Origin of the sequence: Ulvibacterium sp., from assembly GCF_028285715.1 — a bacterium.
In the GTDB taxonomy this organism is placed as follows: domain Bacteria; phylum Bacteroidota; class Bacteroidia; order Flavobacteriales; family Flavobacteriaceae; genus Ulvibacterium.
In genome coordinates, this window is sequence record NZ_JANQOO010000006.1 from 48,089 (window position 1) to 62,810 (window position 14,722).

17 protein-coding genes are annotated in these 14,722 nt (G+C 39.7%); 12 read left to right on the top strand and 5 right to left on the bottom strand.

The annotated features are described in order from the left end of the window. The first annotated feature begins 5 nt into the window (after nucleotides 1-5). The 4 genes from coaD (at nucleotide 6) to Q0993_RS02050 (ending at nucleotide 4,739) form a co-directional block, all read left to right on the top strand. On the top strand, nucleotides 6-461 hold the full coding sequence (gene coaD, locus Q0993_RS02035) for a pantetheine-phosphate adenylyltransferase (protein WP_299529317.1): 456 nt from the start codon (nucleotides 6-8) through the stop codon (nucleotides 459-461). 184 nt (nucleotides 462-645) lie between these two features. Continuing rightward, a complete protein-coding gene (locus Q0993_RS02040) occupies nucleotides 646-2,535 on the top strand; it encodes a PAS domain-containing protein (protein ID WP_299529319.1) in 1,890 nt (629 codons plus the stop codon). Then, a complete protein-coding gene (locus Q0993_RS02045; protein WP_299529322.1) occupies nucleotides 2,522-2,926 on the top strand; it encodes a response regulator in 405 nt (134 codons plus the stop codon). Before Q0993_RS02040 ends, Q0993_RS02045 begins: the two co-directional genes overlap by 14 nt. Nucleotides 2,927-2,981: 55 nt before the next feature. Then, nucleotides 2,982-4,739, top strand: a complete 1,758-nt coding sequence (locus Q0993_RS02050) for a M14 family metallopeptidase (protein WP_299529324.1) — start codon at nucleotides 2,982-2,984, stop codon at nucleotides 4,737-4,739. A gap of 1 nt (nucleotide 4,740) precedes the next feature. Here the strand turns inward: Q0993_RS02050 and Q0993_RS02055 are convergent, their stop codons facing one another. Next, a complete protein-coding gene (locus Q0993_RS02055) occupies nucleotides 4,741-5,328 on the bottom strand; it encodes an NUDIX domain-containing protein (protein WP_299529325.1) in 588 nt (195 codons plus the stop codon). A 7-nt stretch (nucleotides 5,329-5,335) separates the two neighbouring features. Between Q0993_RS02055 and pyrE the strand changes: the two genes are divergently transcribed. Beyond that, complete coding sequence (pyrE, locus tag Q0993_RS02060; protein ID WP_299529327.1) at nucleotides 5,336-5,977, top strand: orotate phosphoribosyltransferase; 642 nt, start codon at nucleotides 5,336-5,338, stop codon at nucleotides 5,975-5,977. 3 nt (nucleotides 5,978-5,980) lie between these two features. Further along, complete coding sequence (locus Q0993_RS02065; protein WP_299529329.1) at nucleotides 5,981-6,379, top strand: SRPBCC family protein; 399 nt, start codon at nucleotides 5,981-5,983, stop codon at nucleotides 6,377-6,379. Here the strand turns inward: Q0993_RS02065 and Q0993_RS02070 are convergent. Then, nucleotides 6,371-7,102: a biotin--[acetyl-CoA-carboxylase] ligase gene (locus Q0993_RS02070; RefSeq protein ID WP_299529331.1), complete on the bottom strand. Its 732-nt coding sequence runs from the start codon at nucleotides 7,100-7,102 to the stop codon at nucleotides 6,371-6,373. The genes Q0993_RS02065 and Q0993_RS02070 overlap by 9 nt on opposite strands. A 94-nt stretch (nucleotides 7,103-7,196) precedes the next feature. Between Q0993_RS02070 and rsfS the strand changes: the two genes are divergently transcribed. Genes rsfS through Q0993_RS02100 form a run of 6 tightly spaced genes read left to right on the top strand, consistent with a single transcriptional unit; the run spans nucleotide 7,197 to nucleotide 12,019 of the window. Continuing rightward, nucleotides 7,197-7,583: a ribosome silencing factor gene (rsfS, locus tag Q0993_RS02075; RefSeq protein ID WP_299529333.1), complete on the top strand. Its 387-nt coding sequence runs from the start codon at nucleotides 7,197-7,199 to the stop codon at nucleotides 7,581-7,583. A 39-nt stretch (nucleotides 7,584-7,622) separates the two neighbouring features. Further along, complete coding sequence (gene ftsH / locus Q0993_RS02080; RefSeq protein ID WP_299529335.1) at nucleotides 7,623-9,638, top strand: ATP-dependent zinc metalloprotease FtsH; 2,016 nt, start codon at nucleotides 7,623-7,625, stop codon at nucleotides 9,636-9,638. 59 nt (nucleotides 9,639-9,697) lie between these two features. Continuing rightward, on the top strand, nucleotides 9,698-10,306 hold the full coding sequence (locus Q0993_RS02085) for an LUD domain-containing protein (protein WP_299529337.1): 609 nt from the start codon (nucleotides 9,698-9,700) through the stop codon (nucleotides 10,304-10,306). A 1-nt stretch (nucleotide 10,307) separates the two neighbouring features. Continuing rightward, nucleotides 10,308-11,111 carry a phosphatidate cytidylyltransferase gene (locus tag Q0993_RS02090; RefSeq protein WP_299529339.1) on the top strand — a complete coding sequence of 268 codons (804 nt, stop codon included), beginning with the start codon at nucleotides 10,308-10,310 and terminating at the stop codon, nucleotides 11,109-11,111. Further along, nucleotides 11,101-11,784 carry a phosphatidylserine decarboxylase family protein gene (locus tag Q0993_RS02095; RefSeq protein ID WP_299529341.1) on the top strand — a complete coding sequence of 228 codons (684 nt, stop codon included), beginning with the start codon at nucleotides 11,101-11,103 and terminating at the stop codon, nucleotides 11,782-11,784. The genes Q0993_RS02090 and Q0993_RS02095 overlap by 11 nt, the downstream gene beginning before the upstream one ends. Next, nucleotides 11,759-12,019: an acyl-CoA-binding protein gene (locus tag Q0993_RS02100; RefSeq protein ID WP_299529343.1), complete on the top strand. Its 261-nt coding sequence runs from the start codon at nucleotides 11,759-11,761 to the stop codon at nucleotides 12,017-12,019. The genes Q0993_RS02095 and Q0993_RS02100 overlap by 26 nt, the downstream gene beginning before the upstream one ends. A gap of 53 nt (nucleotides 12,020-12,072) precedes the next feature. Here Q0993_RS02100 and Q0993_RS02105 read toward each other — a convergent pair whose 3' ends face one another. The 3 genes from Q0993_RS02105 to ppk2 (Q0993_RS02115) all read right to left on the bottom strand — a co-directional run bounded on the left by Q0993_RS02105 (nucleotide 12,073) and on the right by ppk2 (Q0993_RS02115) (nucleotide 14,633). Further along, nucleotides 12,073-12,834: a creatininase family protein gene (locus tag Q0993_RS02105; RefSeq protein ID WP_299529345.1), complete on the bottom strand. Its 762-nt coding sequence runs from the start codon at nucleotides 12,832-12,834 to the stop codon at nucleotides 12,073-12,075. Between the two features lie 163 nt (nucleotides 12,835-12,997). After that, nucleotides 12,998-13,783 carry a polyphosphate kinase 2 gene (gene ppk2 / locus Q0993_RS02110; RefSeq protein WP_299529347.1) on the bottom strand — a complete coding sequence of 262 codons (786 nt, stop codon included), beginning with the start codon at nucleotides 13,781-13,783 and terminating at the stop codon, nucleotides 12,998-13,000. Nucleotide 13,784: 1 nt separating this feature from the next. Further along, nucleotides 13,785-14,633, bottom strand: a complete 849-nt coding sequence (ppk2, locus tag Q0993_RS02115) for a polyphosphate kinase 2 (RefSeq protein ID WP_299529349.1) — start codon at nucleotides 14,631-14,633, stop codon at nucleotides 13,785-13,787. Nucleotides 14,634-14,722: the final 89 nt, after the last annotated feature.

Here is a 14,722-nt window from a genome sequence, read left to right on the forward strand (position 1 = left end):
AGGCTATGAGACGTGCCATATTTCCGGGGTCTTTTGATCCTCTCACCTTAGGTCACTATGACATCATAAAACGGGGCATTACCCTTTTCGACGAAATAATAATCGCCATCGGTATCAATGCGGAAAAGCAATATATGTTCACTTTGGAACAAAGAATGCGGTTCATCAAAAAAGCCTTTGAAAAAGAGCCGAAAATAAGAGTGCTTACGTACCAAGGGCTTACCGTAGAATTTTGTAAAAAGGTACATGCCGATTTTATCCTAAGAGGCCTTCGTAATCCCGCGGACTTTGAATTTGAGAAGGCCATTGCACACACCAACCGTAAACTGTCGGAAATTGAGACCGTTTTTCTATTAACTTCTTCCGGAAAGTCTTACATAAGTTCTTCCATCGTTCGGGATGTCATTAGACACGGAGGGGACTACACTGGCCTAGTGCCCGATTCCGTCAGAATTACGTAGTACGCTTCTTACCAGTGACCTAACGTACTTATTCATTTTTTCTGGAACAAGTACACAATAATTACTAAATATTCATAATTTTAGTAAGAAAATTCCCTATTCTAAAATTTATTTGAAATTTCACCCTATCCAAATATAGGATCACAACGAGTTTGCGTATGTTCACAACAAACCTTTAGCAAAAATGGAAAATCGTTCTACTTTAGTAAGAAATTACAACTTTATGTTGAGGGGATCCCAAACATTATCCAGTAATTATTTGATTAAACAACTACCCAAAGCCACTGTTTTTCTAAACAAAAGGCTACAGGTGGTACATGCTTCGGATTCTTGGGTAGACTATTTTCATTTTAGCAACGATATTGTCCTTGGACAAAATATCTCCGAGCTCTTTGGCGAAATAAGCAAGGACTGGAAAACCGTCATGAACAACTGTTTAAAAGGTAAACCGTCCAACGTTGGTGTAGAGCGATTTATGGACCATGAAAATAAGGAAAAATGGTTTGAGTGGTCCAATATTCCGTGGTATGACGAGAATGAAAATATTATTGGCATCATAATCCAAACGGACGATATCACAACCCGATTACAGAATGAAATAAAACTTGAAAAGCTTGAAGTTCTTTTGCGTGAAAAATCGGAAATCGCCAAAATCGGCAGTTGGGAATATGATATACTCAAGGATGAAATTTCTTGGTCCGACATGACCAAGGCTATTCATGAGGTTCCCATGAACTATGTACCAACCATTGAAAAGGGAATTGATTTCTATAAACAAGGTTATAGCAGAAATACGATTTCCATGGCTGTCAACAAGGCCATGGAAAATGGTACCTCATGGAACGAAAAACTACAGATTATAACGGCCAAGGGTAATGAAAAATGGGTAATAGCAGCTGGAAAACCTATTTTTAAGGATGAGAGGTTAATTGGATTGATTGGTACTCTTCAAGATGTAAATGACCAGGTTCTTTCCCAAACGAAGACCAAGGAAAATGAACATCTTCTCAAAACTTTAATCGATCATTTGCCCTTAAATGTTTTTATAAAGGATAAGGAATCCAGAAAAGTGCTGGTAAATAAAGCGGAATGTGATTATTTAGGCGTTAAGGGCCCTGAAGAAGTTTTGGGAAAGACCGATTATGATTTTTATGATGAGGAAACAGCAAATACTACCAGGGAAGATGATTTGCATGTTATGAATTCCATGACGCCCATTTTGGGAGAGGAAAGGGGAAGCATAAAAAAGAACGGGGATGCCATTACCTTTTTAACCTCCAAGATACCCCTTATAGGGGATGACGGCATAGCCTACGGATTGGTAGGCATCAGTATGGATATCAGCAATCTTAAGCAAAAGGAGGAGGAACTAAGGGATTTGATCAATGTGACCTCCTTACAAAACAAAAAACTTGTCAATTTTGCTCATATCGTATCACATAATCTAAGGTCCCACACAGCTAATTTCTCCATGCTATTGGACTTTTTGATTCATGAAAAAGACGAAGAGGAAAAACAGAATATCATCGGAATGTTGATAGACGCATCCGATAATCTTCTAGAAACTTTGGAAAACCTTAATGAGGTAGTTGCCATAAGTACCAATACAGATTTGGAAAAGAAACCCATTAATCTTAACGAGAAACTAAAGACCGTTCAACAAAATCTCGCAGCATTTTTGTTGAACAACAATGCAAAGATTGTAAATTCCATTTCCGATGATGTGTTCGTAAAAGTAGTGCCCGCATATATTGAGAGCATTTTAATGAACTTCATTACGAATGGTGTCAAATACAAAGACCCTGAAAGAGATCCTACAATTACCCTAAGCGCAAGTAGTAATAATGGTTATACCATAGTGAGTATTGCGGATAATGGGATGGGTATAGACCTAAAAAAATATGGGGACAAGTTGTTCGGAATGTATAAGACCTTTCATGACAAAAAGGATTCAAGAGGTATTGGGCTCTACATTACCAAAAATCAAATAGAGGCCATGAACGGCAAAGTAATGGCATGCAGTGAGGTGGGCAAAGGAACTACGTTTAACATCTATTTTAATGAAAAAGATTAACTCTATTTACATCGTTGACGATGATCCCATTACTGTATTCGGCATACGAAAAATGTTGGATTCCATTGCGGTCTGCGAAAACATCTCCGCTCACGGTAATGGAAAATTGGCCTTGGACGATATCAAAAAGTCCCTTAACAGCGATGGTCAGGTTCCTGAGATAATTTTTTTGGATATTAACATGCCGATAATGGACGGATGGCAATTTTTAGAGGAGTTCATTTCCCTTCCTTTAGAAAAAAGAGTGCGAATAAACATTGTAACTTCATCCATAGACCCCTTTGATGTAAACAATTGGAATCTGTACAAATCCAGGACAGACCACATCATTACTTTTAATAACAAACCCATAAAACGAAATCATTTAATAGAGATTACCAAGGCAGCCTAATTATGGGAAAGTTACTTTTTCCTTAATTTTGTGATGGACTTTTTGTTTGTGCCCTATGAGATTTCTTGGTGTATTGTTGCTGATATTGGGTCTTATTGCCTGCGAGACCAAAAAGGAAGATGAAAAACCCAAGTTTCCCACCCAATTTGAGCTTTCCAATGGAAAGGAGACGGCAACCTACTTGCAGGTAGTGGATTTTTATATTCAATTGGCCAAGCAATTTCCTGAAATCAATATCCAAACTATCGGAAAGACTGATAGCGGATATCCCTTGCATATGGTCACTTATAATCCCGAAGCGACCTTTAATTTTCAAAAAATAGCGGATCACAAGACCATACTTCTCATTAACAATGGTATACATCCCGGAGAAAGTGATGGTATTGACGCCACCATGCTTTTGTATCGCGACTTGGTCATCGGGAAGATAAATCCACCGAGCAACACCGTATTGGTCACTATCCCAGTTTATAATATAGGCGGGGCATTAAATAGGAACCGAAGCACGCGGGCAAATCAAAATGGGCCCGAATCCTACGGTTTTCGGGGCAACACCTTAAATTATGACTTGAATAGGGATTTCATAAAGGCGGATACAAAGAATTCAAGAACATTTACGGAAATTTTTCATTTGGTAAGACCCAACGTTTTTATAGACACTCATGTAAGCAACGGCGCGGATTATCAATATACGCTTTCCCATCTGTTTACGCAGCATAACAAATTAGGTGGGGAATTGGGTGCCTACCTTGATCAGGAAATGTTGCCTGCCTTGGAGAAGTCCCTAAAATTGGAAAATTGGGATATTACTCCTTATGTAAATGTGTTTAACAAGCCCCCTGAAAAAGGGTTTTCCCAATTTATGGACCATCCCAGATATTCCACGGGATATACCGCGCTCTGGAACACCCTTGGCCTTATGATAGAAACGCATATGCTTAAACCCTATGCCCAGCGTGTAGCCGGCACCCACGAATTTTTAAAGGCGATGTTGAAAATTACCGATAAGGACAGCGAGCGAATAAAGCGCCTTGGTGAAAAAGCCCGAACCAGGCATCAAAACTGGAACTACTATCCGATAAAATGGGCTTTGGACACAACCAAAACCACAATACGGGAGTTCAAAGGATACAAGGCCGACACTCTCCTCAGCGAGGTTACTGGATTTAACAGACTCTCTTACGATAAGGAAAAACCTTTCACTGAAAAAATGGAGTATAGAAATCACTATAAACCCATTGATTCGGTAAAAATCCCGGAAGCCTACATCCTAAAAAAAGGATGGACCTCTGTGATAGAGCTTTTGGATTTGAACAAAATAAACTACGAAACTTTGCAGAGGGATTCCACGTTAACGGTAGAATCCTATAAGATAAAAGAATACAAAACTTTGGATTTCGCATATGAGGGGCATTACCTACACTACGATACAAAAATCTCCAAGGATATGGTGAATCTCTTATTCTCGGAGGGAGACCTCGTAATTCCTATCGACCAGGAAGGTATCCGTTATCTTTTGGAAACCTTGGAGCCCTGTACCGTCGATTCTTTTTTTAATTGGAATTTCTTTGATTCGATACTACAAAGAAAAGAAGGCTTTTCTCCGTATATTTTTGAGAATATTGCCGCAGAAATGCTAGAAAATGACGATCAGCTTAGGGATGATTTCAATACCAAGAAAAAAAATGATTTGGAGTTTGCGGATGACTGGTACGCCCAATTGGATTGGTTGTACCAAAAATCAAAGTTTTATGAGCCTTCCCATATGCAATATCCAGTTTACCGAATTGCTTCCGGCAAAGACGTTCCTTGATCTATTCCCCGAAGAGTATTTTTATATTGGTATATGAGTTTTGTAAGGCTTTTTGGATTTTTTTAGGGCCTTTCCATTTTACTTTTTCTATGCCTTCATTCTTTTGCCCTTTTAGTTTGCCCTCATAACTGGTACGCATTGCATACCAATGTACTTCCTTTAATCTATATTTTCCATTTCTTTTAAAAACATGGTAGGTAATCTGTAATTTGTTTTCGATTTTTAACCCCTTCACACCGGTTTCCTCCTCTACCTCGCGTAATGCACATTCCTCCAAGCTTTCACTTTTTTCCAACTTCCCTTTGGGCAAATCCCACTTATCGTTTCTGTAGATAAAAAGTACCTTTCCTTTCTTGTTGGTCACTACGCCTCCAGCAGCAATTTCCAGTTGAATCTGCTTACAGAACTTTTTTAGGATTTCTTCATGGTTGGGGTGATAGATATAGGCCTCTTCCAACCTTTTCTTGGCCAATGCATCAATAGCTTCCTGTATAGCTTCTGCGTTTAAGGGGAAATATTTACTGTTCGCTATTTCAGAAAGTTTGTTGGTTAAAATAAGAGGTGCCTCTTTAACGAAAACTTTATACATTTGCTCCATGATTTTGGACAAAAACACCGCCAAAAAAACAGCAGAGCTTCTGTTACAAATTAATGCAATAAAGTTGAGACCGGAAAATCCTTTTACATGGGCCTCCGGGTGGAAATCCCCTATTTATTGTGATAACAGAATTATACTTTCCTACCCCATAATACGAAATTATGTTAGGGAGGAAATGGCCAAACAATTGGAATCCCTTTACGGTAAGCCAGACATAATTGCAGGGGTAGCTACCGGGGCTATTGGCATTGGAATGCTGGTTGCCGATTATTTAGGGCTCCCCTTTATTTATGTTAGACCGGAACCCAAAGCCCATGGAAGAAAGAACCAGATTGAAGGTAAATTGGAAGCCCATCAGAATTTGGTTGTAGTGGAAGATCTTATCAGCACGGGAAAAAGTAGTTTAAACGCTGTAAATGCACTCACTGACGAAGGTTCAAACGTAAAGGGAATGTTGGGAATTTTCAACTATGGTTTCGATGTGGCCAAGGAAAATTTTGAGAAAAGGGATATTGAATTGCATACGCTCGGGGATTACGACCATCTCATTGAGAAGGCTTCGGAAACCGGATACATCAAAGAGGAACAGTTGAACACATTGTTAGAATGGCGAAAAAGTCCTTCTACATGGAACTTATAAGGAATGTACATAGAAACGCCTAAAAAGAGTATTTCAAAAAACCAAGAGCAGGTTTTCGATTTTCTTAGTGAACTTAAGAATTTTGAAAAATTGATGCCCAATAGCACTGACAAATTTGAACTTATCAATGAAGACCGATTCCTGTTCGCCTTAAAGGGCATGCCCGAAATTGTGTTGCAACGAAAGGAACAATTCCCACATAACAAAATTGTTTTAGGAGCCGCAAGCGAAAAACTACCTTTTACGCTCACGGCCGATATCTTGGCCATAACTGATGGAGAAACCCAGGTAGCATTAAGTTTTCAAGGGGAATTCAATGCCATGATGGCCATGATGATAAAGCAACCCATCACCAATTTTATGGATACCTTGTTGGAAAACTTGGCTAAAACCCTAGTATAGCTGGGTTATTTCCTTAAAAGCGAATTCTTTTTTTACATTATCCTCAAGCGCAATAATCAGTTTACCTTCGGTAGAGACACCGCGAATAAATCCCATAAATCTATTCCCATTGGTATCCTTAAATGTCGCTGGTCTGTCCTTTAAAAACAATATCTCCAAATAGGCTTCCCATAATTTTTCACTTCCACTTTCTTGGAAATCCTTAAAAACAGACTTTAAACTTTTCAATAATTCACTTAGAAGCTCATCCAGGTCAAATGTTTTGCCCAACAACAATTTCAACGAGGAAGCTTTGGGAACATTATGGAAAATCGTCTGGTTGGCATTAAGCCCAATACCAATGATAGAGGCTTTTATCGTATTACCCATTACGATATTCTCGATAAGAATGCCACAAATTTTGGAAGTACCTGACAGAATGTCGTTAGGCCATTTGACCTTTAAATCAGGAACATGAAGGTTATTCAAACAATTGAATAGGGCAAGTGATACTATGATGTTCAACAAAAAGGGATTATCTGCAGGAAGGTCGTTGTTTTCTTTTAAAACACTAAATGTTAGGTTCTTACCCTCTTCCGATATCCACTGCTCACCCCTTTGTCCTCTACCCTGAAACTGTTTCTTGGCAACGACTACCGTGAAGTCCTCGGAGGTTTTGGAAGCAATAAGTTTTTTTAGGTACGCATTGGTAGAGTCTATGGCATCAAGTTTGATTATTGGCATGGGGCAACCTTTAGATTCTATCTTTAATCAATTGTTAAAAACTAGAGGTAAAAGAACAAAAAAATAATAACTTTGCTTAAACTAAAATTTTTGAATGCAGAAAAGGAAAGCTAGCGCAGACGAGTTAATCGCACTAATTTTACAGGGAATTGATGAAGTAAAGGGAAACGATGTAAGCTTGCTTGACTTAAGGGAAATTGAAAATACTGTTTGTGACTACTTTATAATTTGCAGTGGTACTTCCAACACCCACGTTAATGCTATCACCGGATCTATCCAAAAAACAGTTAGCAAAGCAATTAAGGACAGGCCTTGGCACGTAGAGGGCGAAGATAATGCCGAGTGGGTTCTAATGGATTACGTCAATGTCGTAGTCCATGTCTTCCAGAAGCATGCACGGGAATTCTATGATATTGAAGGTCTTTGGGGCGATGCCAAGTTCACCGAAATCGAAAGTAGCATAAACCAAGCCTTGAAATAATCCCTTAGGATTACCAAAAAAAGGGCAAAAAATAAAATAATGGCAAAAGAAAGCAATACAAATCCTAAAAAACCCAGATTCAGTTCCTGGTGGATTTATGGATTGATCGCAATTTTACTAATTGGGTTCCAGTTCTTTGGAAGTGGTAATCTCTCCAGTACCAAGAAAACCACTACTTCGGAATTACAGGAGTATCTTAGAAATGGGGATATCGAAAAAATTCTGATAATCACCAATACAAGACAGGCCAAAGTCTTTTTAACGGACGAGGCACTCCAAAAGGATGTTCATAAAGACGTTAAGGACCAGCCCTTTGCATTAAGCCCCTCGGCTTCGCCACAATATGTTCTTGATTACGGAGATCTTCAAAATTTTGAGAACGAGATTAAAAATCTAAAAACAGAAAACAATCTGGATACCATAGTGGACTATGATACGGAGTCCAACTACCTGGGTGATTTTTTGTTGGGGATCCTTCCCTTCGTTTTGATTATTGGCATCTGGATTTATTTAATGCGCAGAATGTCCGGTGGAGGTGGCGGGGGTGCCGGCGGCCAGATTTTCAATATTGGTAAATCCAAGGCCAAGCTTTTTGATGAAAAGACGGACACTCGCACATCGTTTAGGGATGTAGCGGGGTTAGAGGGAGCCAAGGAAGAGGTGGAGGAAATCGTGGAGTTCCTCAAGAACCCGGACAAGTATACTTCTTTAGGAGGAAAGATTCCAAAAGGAGCACTTCTCGTAGGTCCTCCCGGAACAGGGAAGACACTACTGGCCAAAGCGGTTGCAGGAGAAGCCAAGGTACCTTTTTTCTCGCTTTCCGGATCCGACTTTGTTGAAATGTTTGTCGGAGTCGGTGCTTCTAGGGTACGTGACCTTTTTAAACAGGCTAAGGATAAATCCCCTGCTATAATATTTATTGATGAAATTGATGCCATTGGTAGGGCAAGAGGAAAGAACAATTTCACAGGTTCGAATGACGAACGCGAAAACACGCTTAACCAGTTACTAACCGAAATGGATGGTTTTGGCACCAATACCAATGTCATTGTACTTGCCGCAACCAACCGGGCAGATGTATTGGACAAAGCCTTAATGCGAGCTGGAAGGTTTGATAGACAGATATACGTTGACCTACCTGATATCAGGGAACGTAAGGAAATCTTCGAGGTGCATCTGAGACCTATCAAGACCGCAGAGACATTAGATCTCGATTTTTTGGCCAGACAGACTCCTGGTTTTTCAGGTGCTGATATTGCCAATGTATGTAATGAAGCCGCATTGATCGCGGCACGTAAGGAGAAAAAGGCAGTAACCAAGCAGGATTTTTTGGATGCTGTGGACCGTATTGTGGGTGGTCTGGAAAAAAAGAACAAAATCATTACCGCAGGCGAGAAAAAGACCATAGCCTACCATGAAGCAGGGCATGCCACTGTTAGTTGGATGTTGGAACATGCTGCCCCCTTGGTAAAGGTGACCATAGTACCCAGGGGACAATCACTGGGCGCAGCATGGTATTTACCGGAAGAACGTCTTATCGTACGTCCCGAACAAATGAAGGATGAAATGTGTGCGACTCTGGGAGGGCGTGCTGCGGAAAAAGTGATTTTTGATAAAATTTCTACAGGCGCTTTGAGCGACTTGGAAAAAGTTACGAAACAAGCCAGGGCCATGGTGACCATCTATGGACTTAATGAAGAAATTGGAAATCTTACATATTACGATTCCTCGGGTCAAAGCGAATATGGCTTTACGAAACCTTACAGTGAAGAAACTGCCCAACGTATTGATACTGAAATCTCCAAAATCATAGAAGAACAGTACCAAAGGGCGGTAGAAGTACTTGAAAGTAATAAAGACAAGTTGATTACCTTGGCGGAACGACTTTTGGAGAAAGAGGTCATTTTTAAAGAAGACCTCGAGAAGATATTTGGAAAAAGGCCTTTTGAAAAGGAATTTGACCAAAAAGGGCAGGAAAAATTAAATGGAGAGAAAAAGACAGAAGACATTGCCGTAGAAGAAAAGGAGGAAGAAGAAAAAAAAGAAAATAAATAATAAACTTGCACGTTCATCAATAATGACAGGATAGTGTATTAAGAAGTTTATCATGTAAAATGGGGCTATTTGACAAACTATTTGGAGGTGGCAAAAGAGTTTCCAAGGAGACTGTGGAAACCAGAGGAGTGCATATGCCAGATCTCAACATCCCCGTTGATGAAAAATTTACGATTCACTTTAAAAAAAATGGCGGCAAATTTCTGTATTGCGATTCCTTTTCGGAAATCTCCGAGGCCCTAAGAAATATTGTCCAAGAGAACAATTGGCAGGAACATCCATTTTTTGCCATGGATTCCAGATTAAAAGAAAGGTTTTCCAAGGAGGGAATTTCGTATACCACAAACAGCAAGGACAGTGAAGTATTTTTCACCACATGTGAGCATTTAATTGCTCAAAATGGTTCTATATTAGTCTGTTCCAATCAGTTAAATGAAAAAAAACTTCATGAACTTCCGGCCAATGTAATTGTTTTTGCTACTACAAGCCAATTGGTTGAATCCATTGGGGAGGGCCTCAAGACCATCAAAAAGAAATACGGTCACAGTATCCCTGCCAATATTACTACTTTAAAACACTTTCAGGCGACCGATCAAAACTCGCATGATTTTTTAACCTATGGAAGCAGTTCCAAAAATCTGTATCTTTTACTTCTGGAAGACCTTTAGTATGAGAGAGATTTTTAGACGTGCCCTTACCGGAGCTGTTTATGTCATTTTATTGTTATCTGCAGTTTTTCTAAGCTCCGATGCCTTCGATTTTCTTTTTATGACATTTGGTCTAGCCTGCCTTTATGAGTACAAAAGGCTTGTGCAACTTCGAGGATATCATATTTTTTTGGCTTATTTGGCTCTTTGGTGGGCCTACATTTATTTGGTCCATGACCTTTCATTAATATATGTGTTATTGTTTCTAACAGTAATTGTGGATTGTGCACTTCTTTTTTATTTATTCTCGAAAAACAAAAATTTATTCAGCACTTTTAGAAAATTCGTCGTTGGCCTCTTTTATATTGGAGGAGGGTGTATTTTTTTGACCATGATCCCATATAAGGACGATGATTTTGCCAAACTTTTGATTATGGGCATTTTTATTCTTATTTGGGTCAATGATACATTTGCCTATATCGTTGGGCGAAGTTTAGGACGTACAAAGCTATATCCTTCAATTTCTCCTAAAAAAACTGTGGAAGGTACACTGGGTGGTTTTATCTTTGCCCTAGGTGCCGCCTATATTATTGGAAAATATGAACCTATCATCAATCCTGAACAGTGGATTATTTTAGCAATAGTCATTGTAATATTTGGTAGCCTTGGGGATTTATTGGAATCCAAATTAAAACGTAGTGCTGGTGTGAAGGACAGTGGAGCCATTTTACCTGGTCATGGCGGTATGCTAGATCGATTGGACAGTCTTATTTTTGCCGCACCGTTTGCATACCTAACCTTAATCTTTTGTACTTATGTTTCATAAGGAAGGCCAAAAAATTATTATTACAACTTTTTTTATAGTCTGTGCAGCAGTATTGTTATCCCAATTTTATGTTGGTACGGCTTGGTTGCGGTTAGGAATTCAAATTCTTTCTTTGGTATTTCTTGTTCTAATACTTCAATTTTTTCGTAACCCAAAGCGAAAAGTCCTCAAAAACTTCGATGAAGTTTTGGCCCCTGTAGATGGGAAAGTAGTGGTCATCGAAGAAGTTCAAGAGGACGAATATTTTAAGGATAAACGCCTACAGGTATCTATTTTTATGTCCCCTATCAATGTTCATGTAACACGATATCCAGCTAGTGGGAGCATAAAGTATTCCAAATACCATCCGGGAAAATACTTGGTGGCGTGGCATCCTAAATCCAGTACGGACAACGAACGTACCACAGTTGTGATACGAACCCCAAAATTTGGGGATATCCTATATCGACAGATTGCCGGGGCAATGGCCAGGCGCATCATAAATTATGCGGAAAAAGGCGAAAGTGTGCAACAAGGGGATGATGCAGGGTTTATAAAATTTGGCTCTAGGGTAGACTTGTTACTACCTTTGGATTGTGCCATTACCGTTAAACTGAATCAAAAGGTAGTCGGTGCAAAAACCTGTATAGCCACAATTGTGGACAAGGATGAAGAAGCAGAAATTACATACTGATTTTTTGGAGGCCGTAGAGTTTGTGAACAACTATACGAAACCGCTTCCGGCCGATCTTTTACTAAAACTTTATGCCTATTATAAAATTGCAAATAAAAATTTTAGCAACCCTGGAAGCAAGACCCCGCTTATTAACGCCTTTAAGGCCAATGCGTTGATCCAGGCCAAAAACATTGGTAGGGAGGAGGCCATGAAACAATACACAAAGTTGGTCAATAAGGAAATTAGGAAATAGTAGATAGACTCAATGGAAAAAACCAAGTGAAAAATTGAGGTCGGTTCTAAGCCTTACTGATACAGATCGTTGATATCCGCTCCGCAAAGCTCAAAAAGAAAATTGCCCATTTTTTGGGTCACATCCTTGAAAAACCGTTCACCCTTTTCAGAAGTCGAATTTATCGGGTTCCCTACTCCGGTATCCTCACTGATCTGGGACCATTTGCGCTCTGCCCAGACCCATCCTTCGGAAAACGCCTTGATTTTATATTTTTTTGAGCCGCCGCTGCCCCATTTATCCTTTGGTAATACCAATTCCGGTTTTAGATAGAGCATAAGGCTGGTCTCCATTTCATCGGCATGGTCGCCTTCTTCTTGAAAATAATTCGATTTGTCCAGGGCTTGGGGCCAGTTAGAAAAGCTAATGAACATTTTCCGATACTTTAGGCCCAGTTCCCTTACCAAAGGTTTAAAGTTATTTCCTCCATGACTATTGAAAATCAATAGCTTATAAATTCCCTGACGATGCAAAACCTCGACAATATCGCATAGAATAGCAAACTGCGTACTAGGATTTAAATTAATATCCAAATAGATATCGGATTGTCCCGTATTTACCCCAAAGGGAACGGTGGGGAGCACAATGACTTTGCCTCCTTTTTCCCAAGCAATCTTTGCCGATCCCGCAGCAAGGGCATCCGCTTCAAAATTGTCCGTGGCATACGGCAAGTGATAATTATGGGCTTCCGTGGCTCCCCAAGGCAGAACGGCCAAATCAAAATTCACATCTTTAAGGGTCTCCCAATTTGTCTCGGCCAAAATGTAAGGTCTCATAGTCTCAGATTTTATAGCGCAAACTTAAAAAGCCATTTGCTAAATACGAATTCTATCGTTCAAAAAAACCATGGCTTTCCTTCATTCAATCTCTCTAAACCGATTTGGCCGTCCCATAAAATCTATAGATCAACTGAATCAACCTCAGCACCAGAACACAGTTTTACTTGGCATAGGGAATGGTCTTCAGGACATGGTCAATAGCGCTTAGGCGTGCATTAGTCTTTTTATTGGCATTTATTATTACCCAAGGGGCGTATGAAGTATTCGTTTGGTTCAGCATTACCTCCTTGTACTTGGTATATTCTTCCCAAAGTTCTTGGGCCCTTTCATCTACAGGAGACATTTTCCAACGTTTTAAATTACTTTCCTTAATGTCCTCAAAACGTTTTTGCTGCTCTTCCTTGGTAATAGAAAAATAGAATTTGATCAAATAGGTATTGGACTGAATGATCATTTTCTCAAAATCATTCACTTGTGACATAAATATGCTGTACTCTTCCTGAGTGCAAAAACCGTTTACCGGCTCTACCACGGCCCTATTATACCAACTCCTATCAAAGAATACTATTTTACCCGGCTCGGGAAGATTATTCACATATCGTTGAAAATACCACTGTCCCTTCTCATCTTCCGTGGGTTTGTTCAATGCAACTATTCTATAGTACCTAGGGTTAATATAGGCGGATATTCGGCGGATAGCACCTCCCTTTCCTGCAGCATCCCGGCCTTCGAACAAGATCACTATCTTTTTTCTATTCTCAATGGCCCAGGTTTGTAACTTCACCAGCTCTACCTGGCGCTTTCGCAAGTTGGTTTCGTATTGGGTATCCCTCAGTGCCTTCTCCAAATCCAAGTGCTTATTCGCAAAAAGGCTTCGTAGACCTATTTTACTATTTAGAAGCTTAATATGTTCTTCCGACAAATGCAAATTCTTAAAAGGATCCATACTAAATATCTATTTGCTTTGCATTCCTATAATAGCGAACGATGACATTGGGATCGGGTTGAATGGGTATTTTTGAATAATCCTTTTTCCGGTAATCAAATCTAGAAAGCACATAGCGCATACTTTCCAGGCGAGCCGTTTGTTTATCGTTGGTCTTCACTATGATCCAGGGACTAAAATCCGTATGGGTTTTTGTAAACATTTGTTCCTTGTAGTAGGTATACTTGTCCCAAAGTTCCTGACCTTTCATATCGACCGGGCTAAACTTCCACTGTTTTAACGGGTTTCTTAATCGGGCCGTGAACCTTTTCTTCTGTTCCTCCTTGGAGATGGAAAACCAAAACTTGATCAATATAACGCCATCCTCATAAAGCATATGTTCAAAACCCGGAACCTGTACCATAAATTGAGCATACTGTTCTTCATTACAAAAACCCATTACGGGCTCCACCACAGCCCTATTGTACCAACTACGGTCAAAAAATACAATTTCCCCGGGGTTGGGGAGTTCCTTGATATATCTTCTGAAATACCATTGCCCTTTTTCATTATCAGTGGGTTTTGACAAGGCGACTACCCTTGCCGTCCTAGGGTTCAAATGTTCATAAAAACGTTTTATGGAACCTCCTTTTCCGGCCGCATCCCTACCCTCAAAAAGAATGGCCACACGTAGGTTATTCTTTGAAATCCATTGTTGGAGGGAGACCAATTCGCTTTGAAGTTTTATAAGTTCCAATTCATACTTCAATTTTTTGACTACGTTATCGATCTTTATGTTTTTCCTTTTGGCAATTTCAATTAAATCCTTTCTCGTTTTTACGCCCAATAAATCCTCAGAAGTGTATTGCATAGTGGTCGCCGGTTTGCAGAAACAATTTTCGGTTTAAACAATAGAAATACCGCAAGTTCAAAATAGTAATGGTTTCCCTGTTGTCCTAT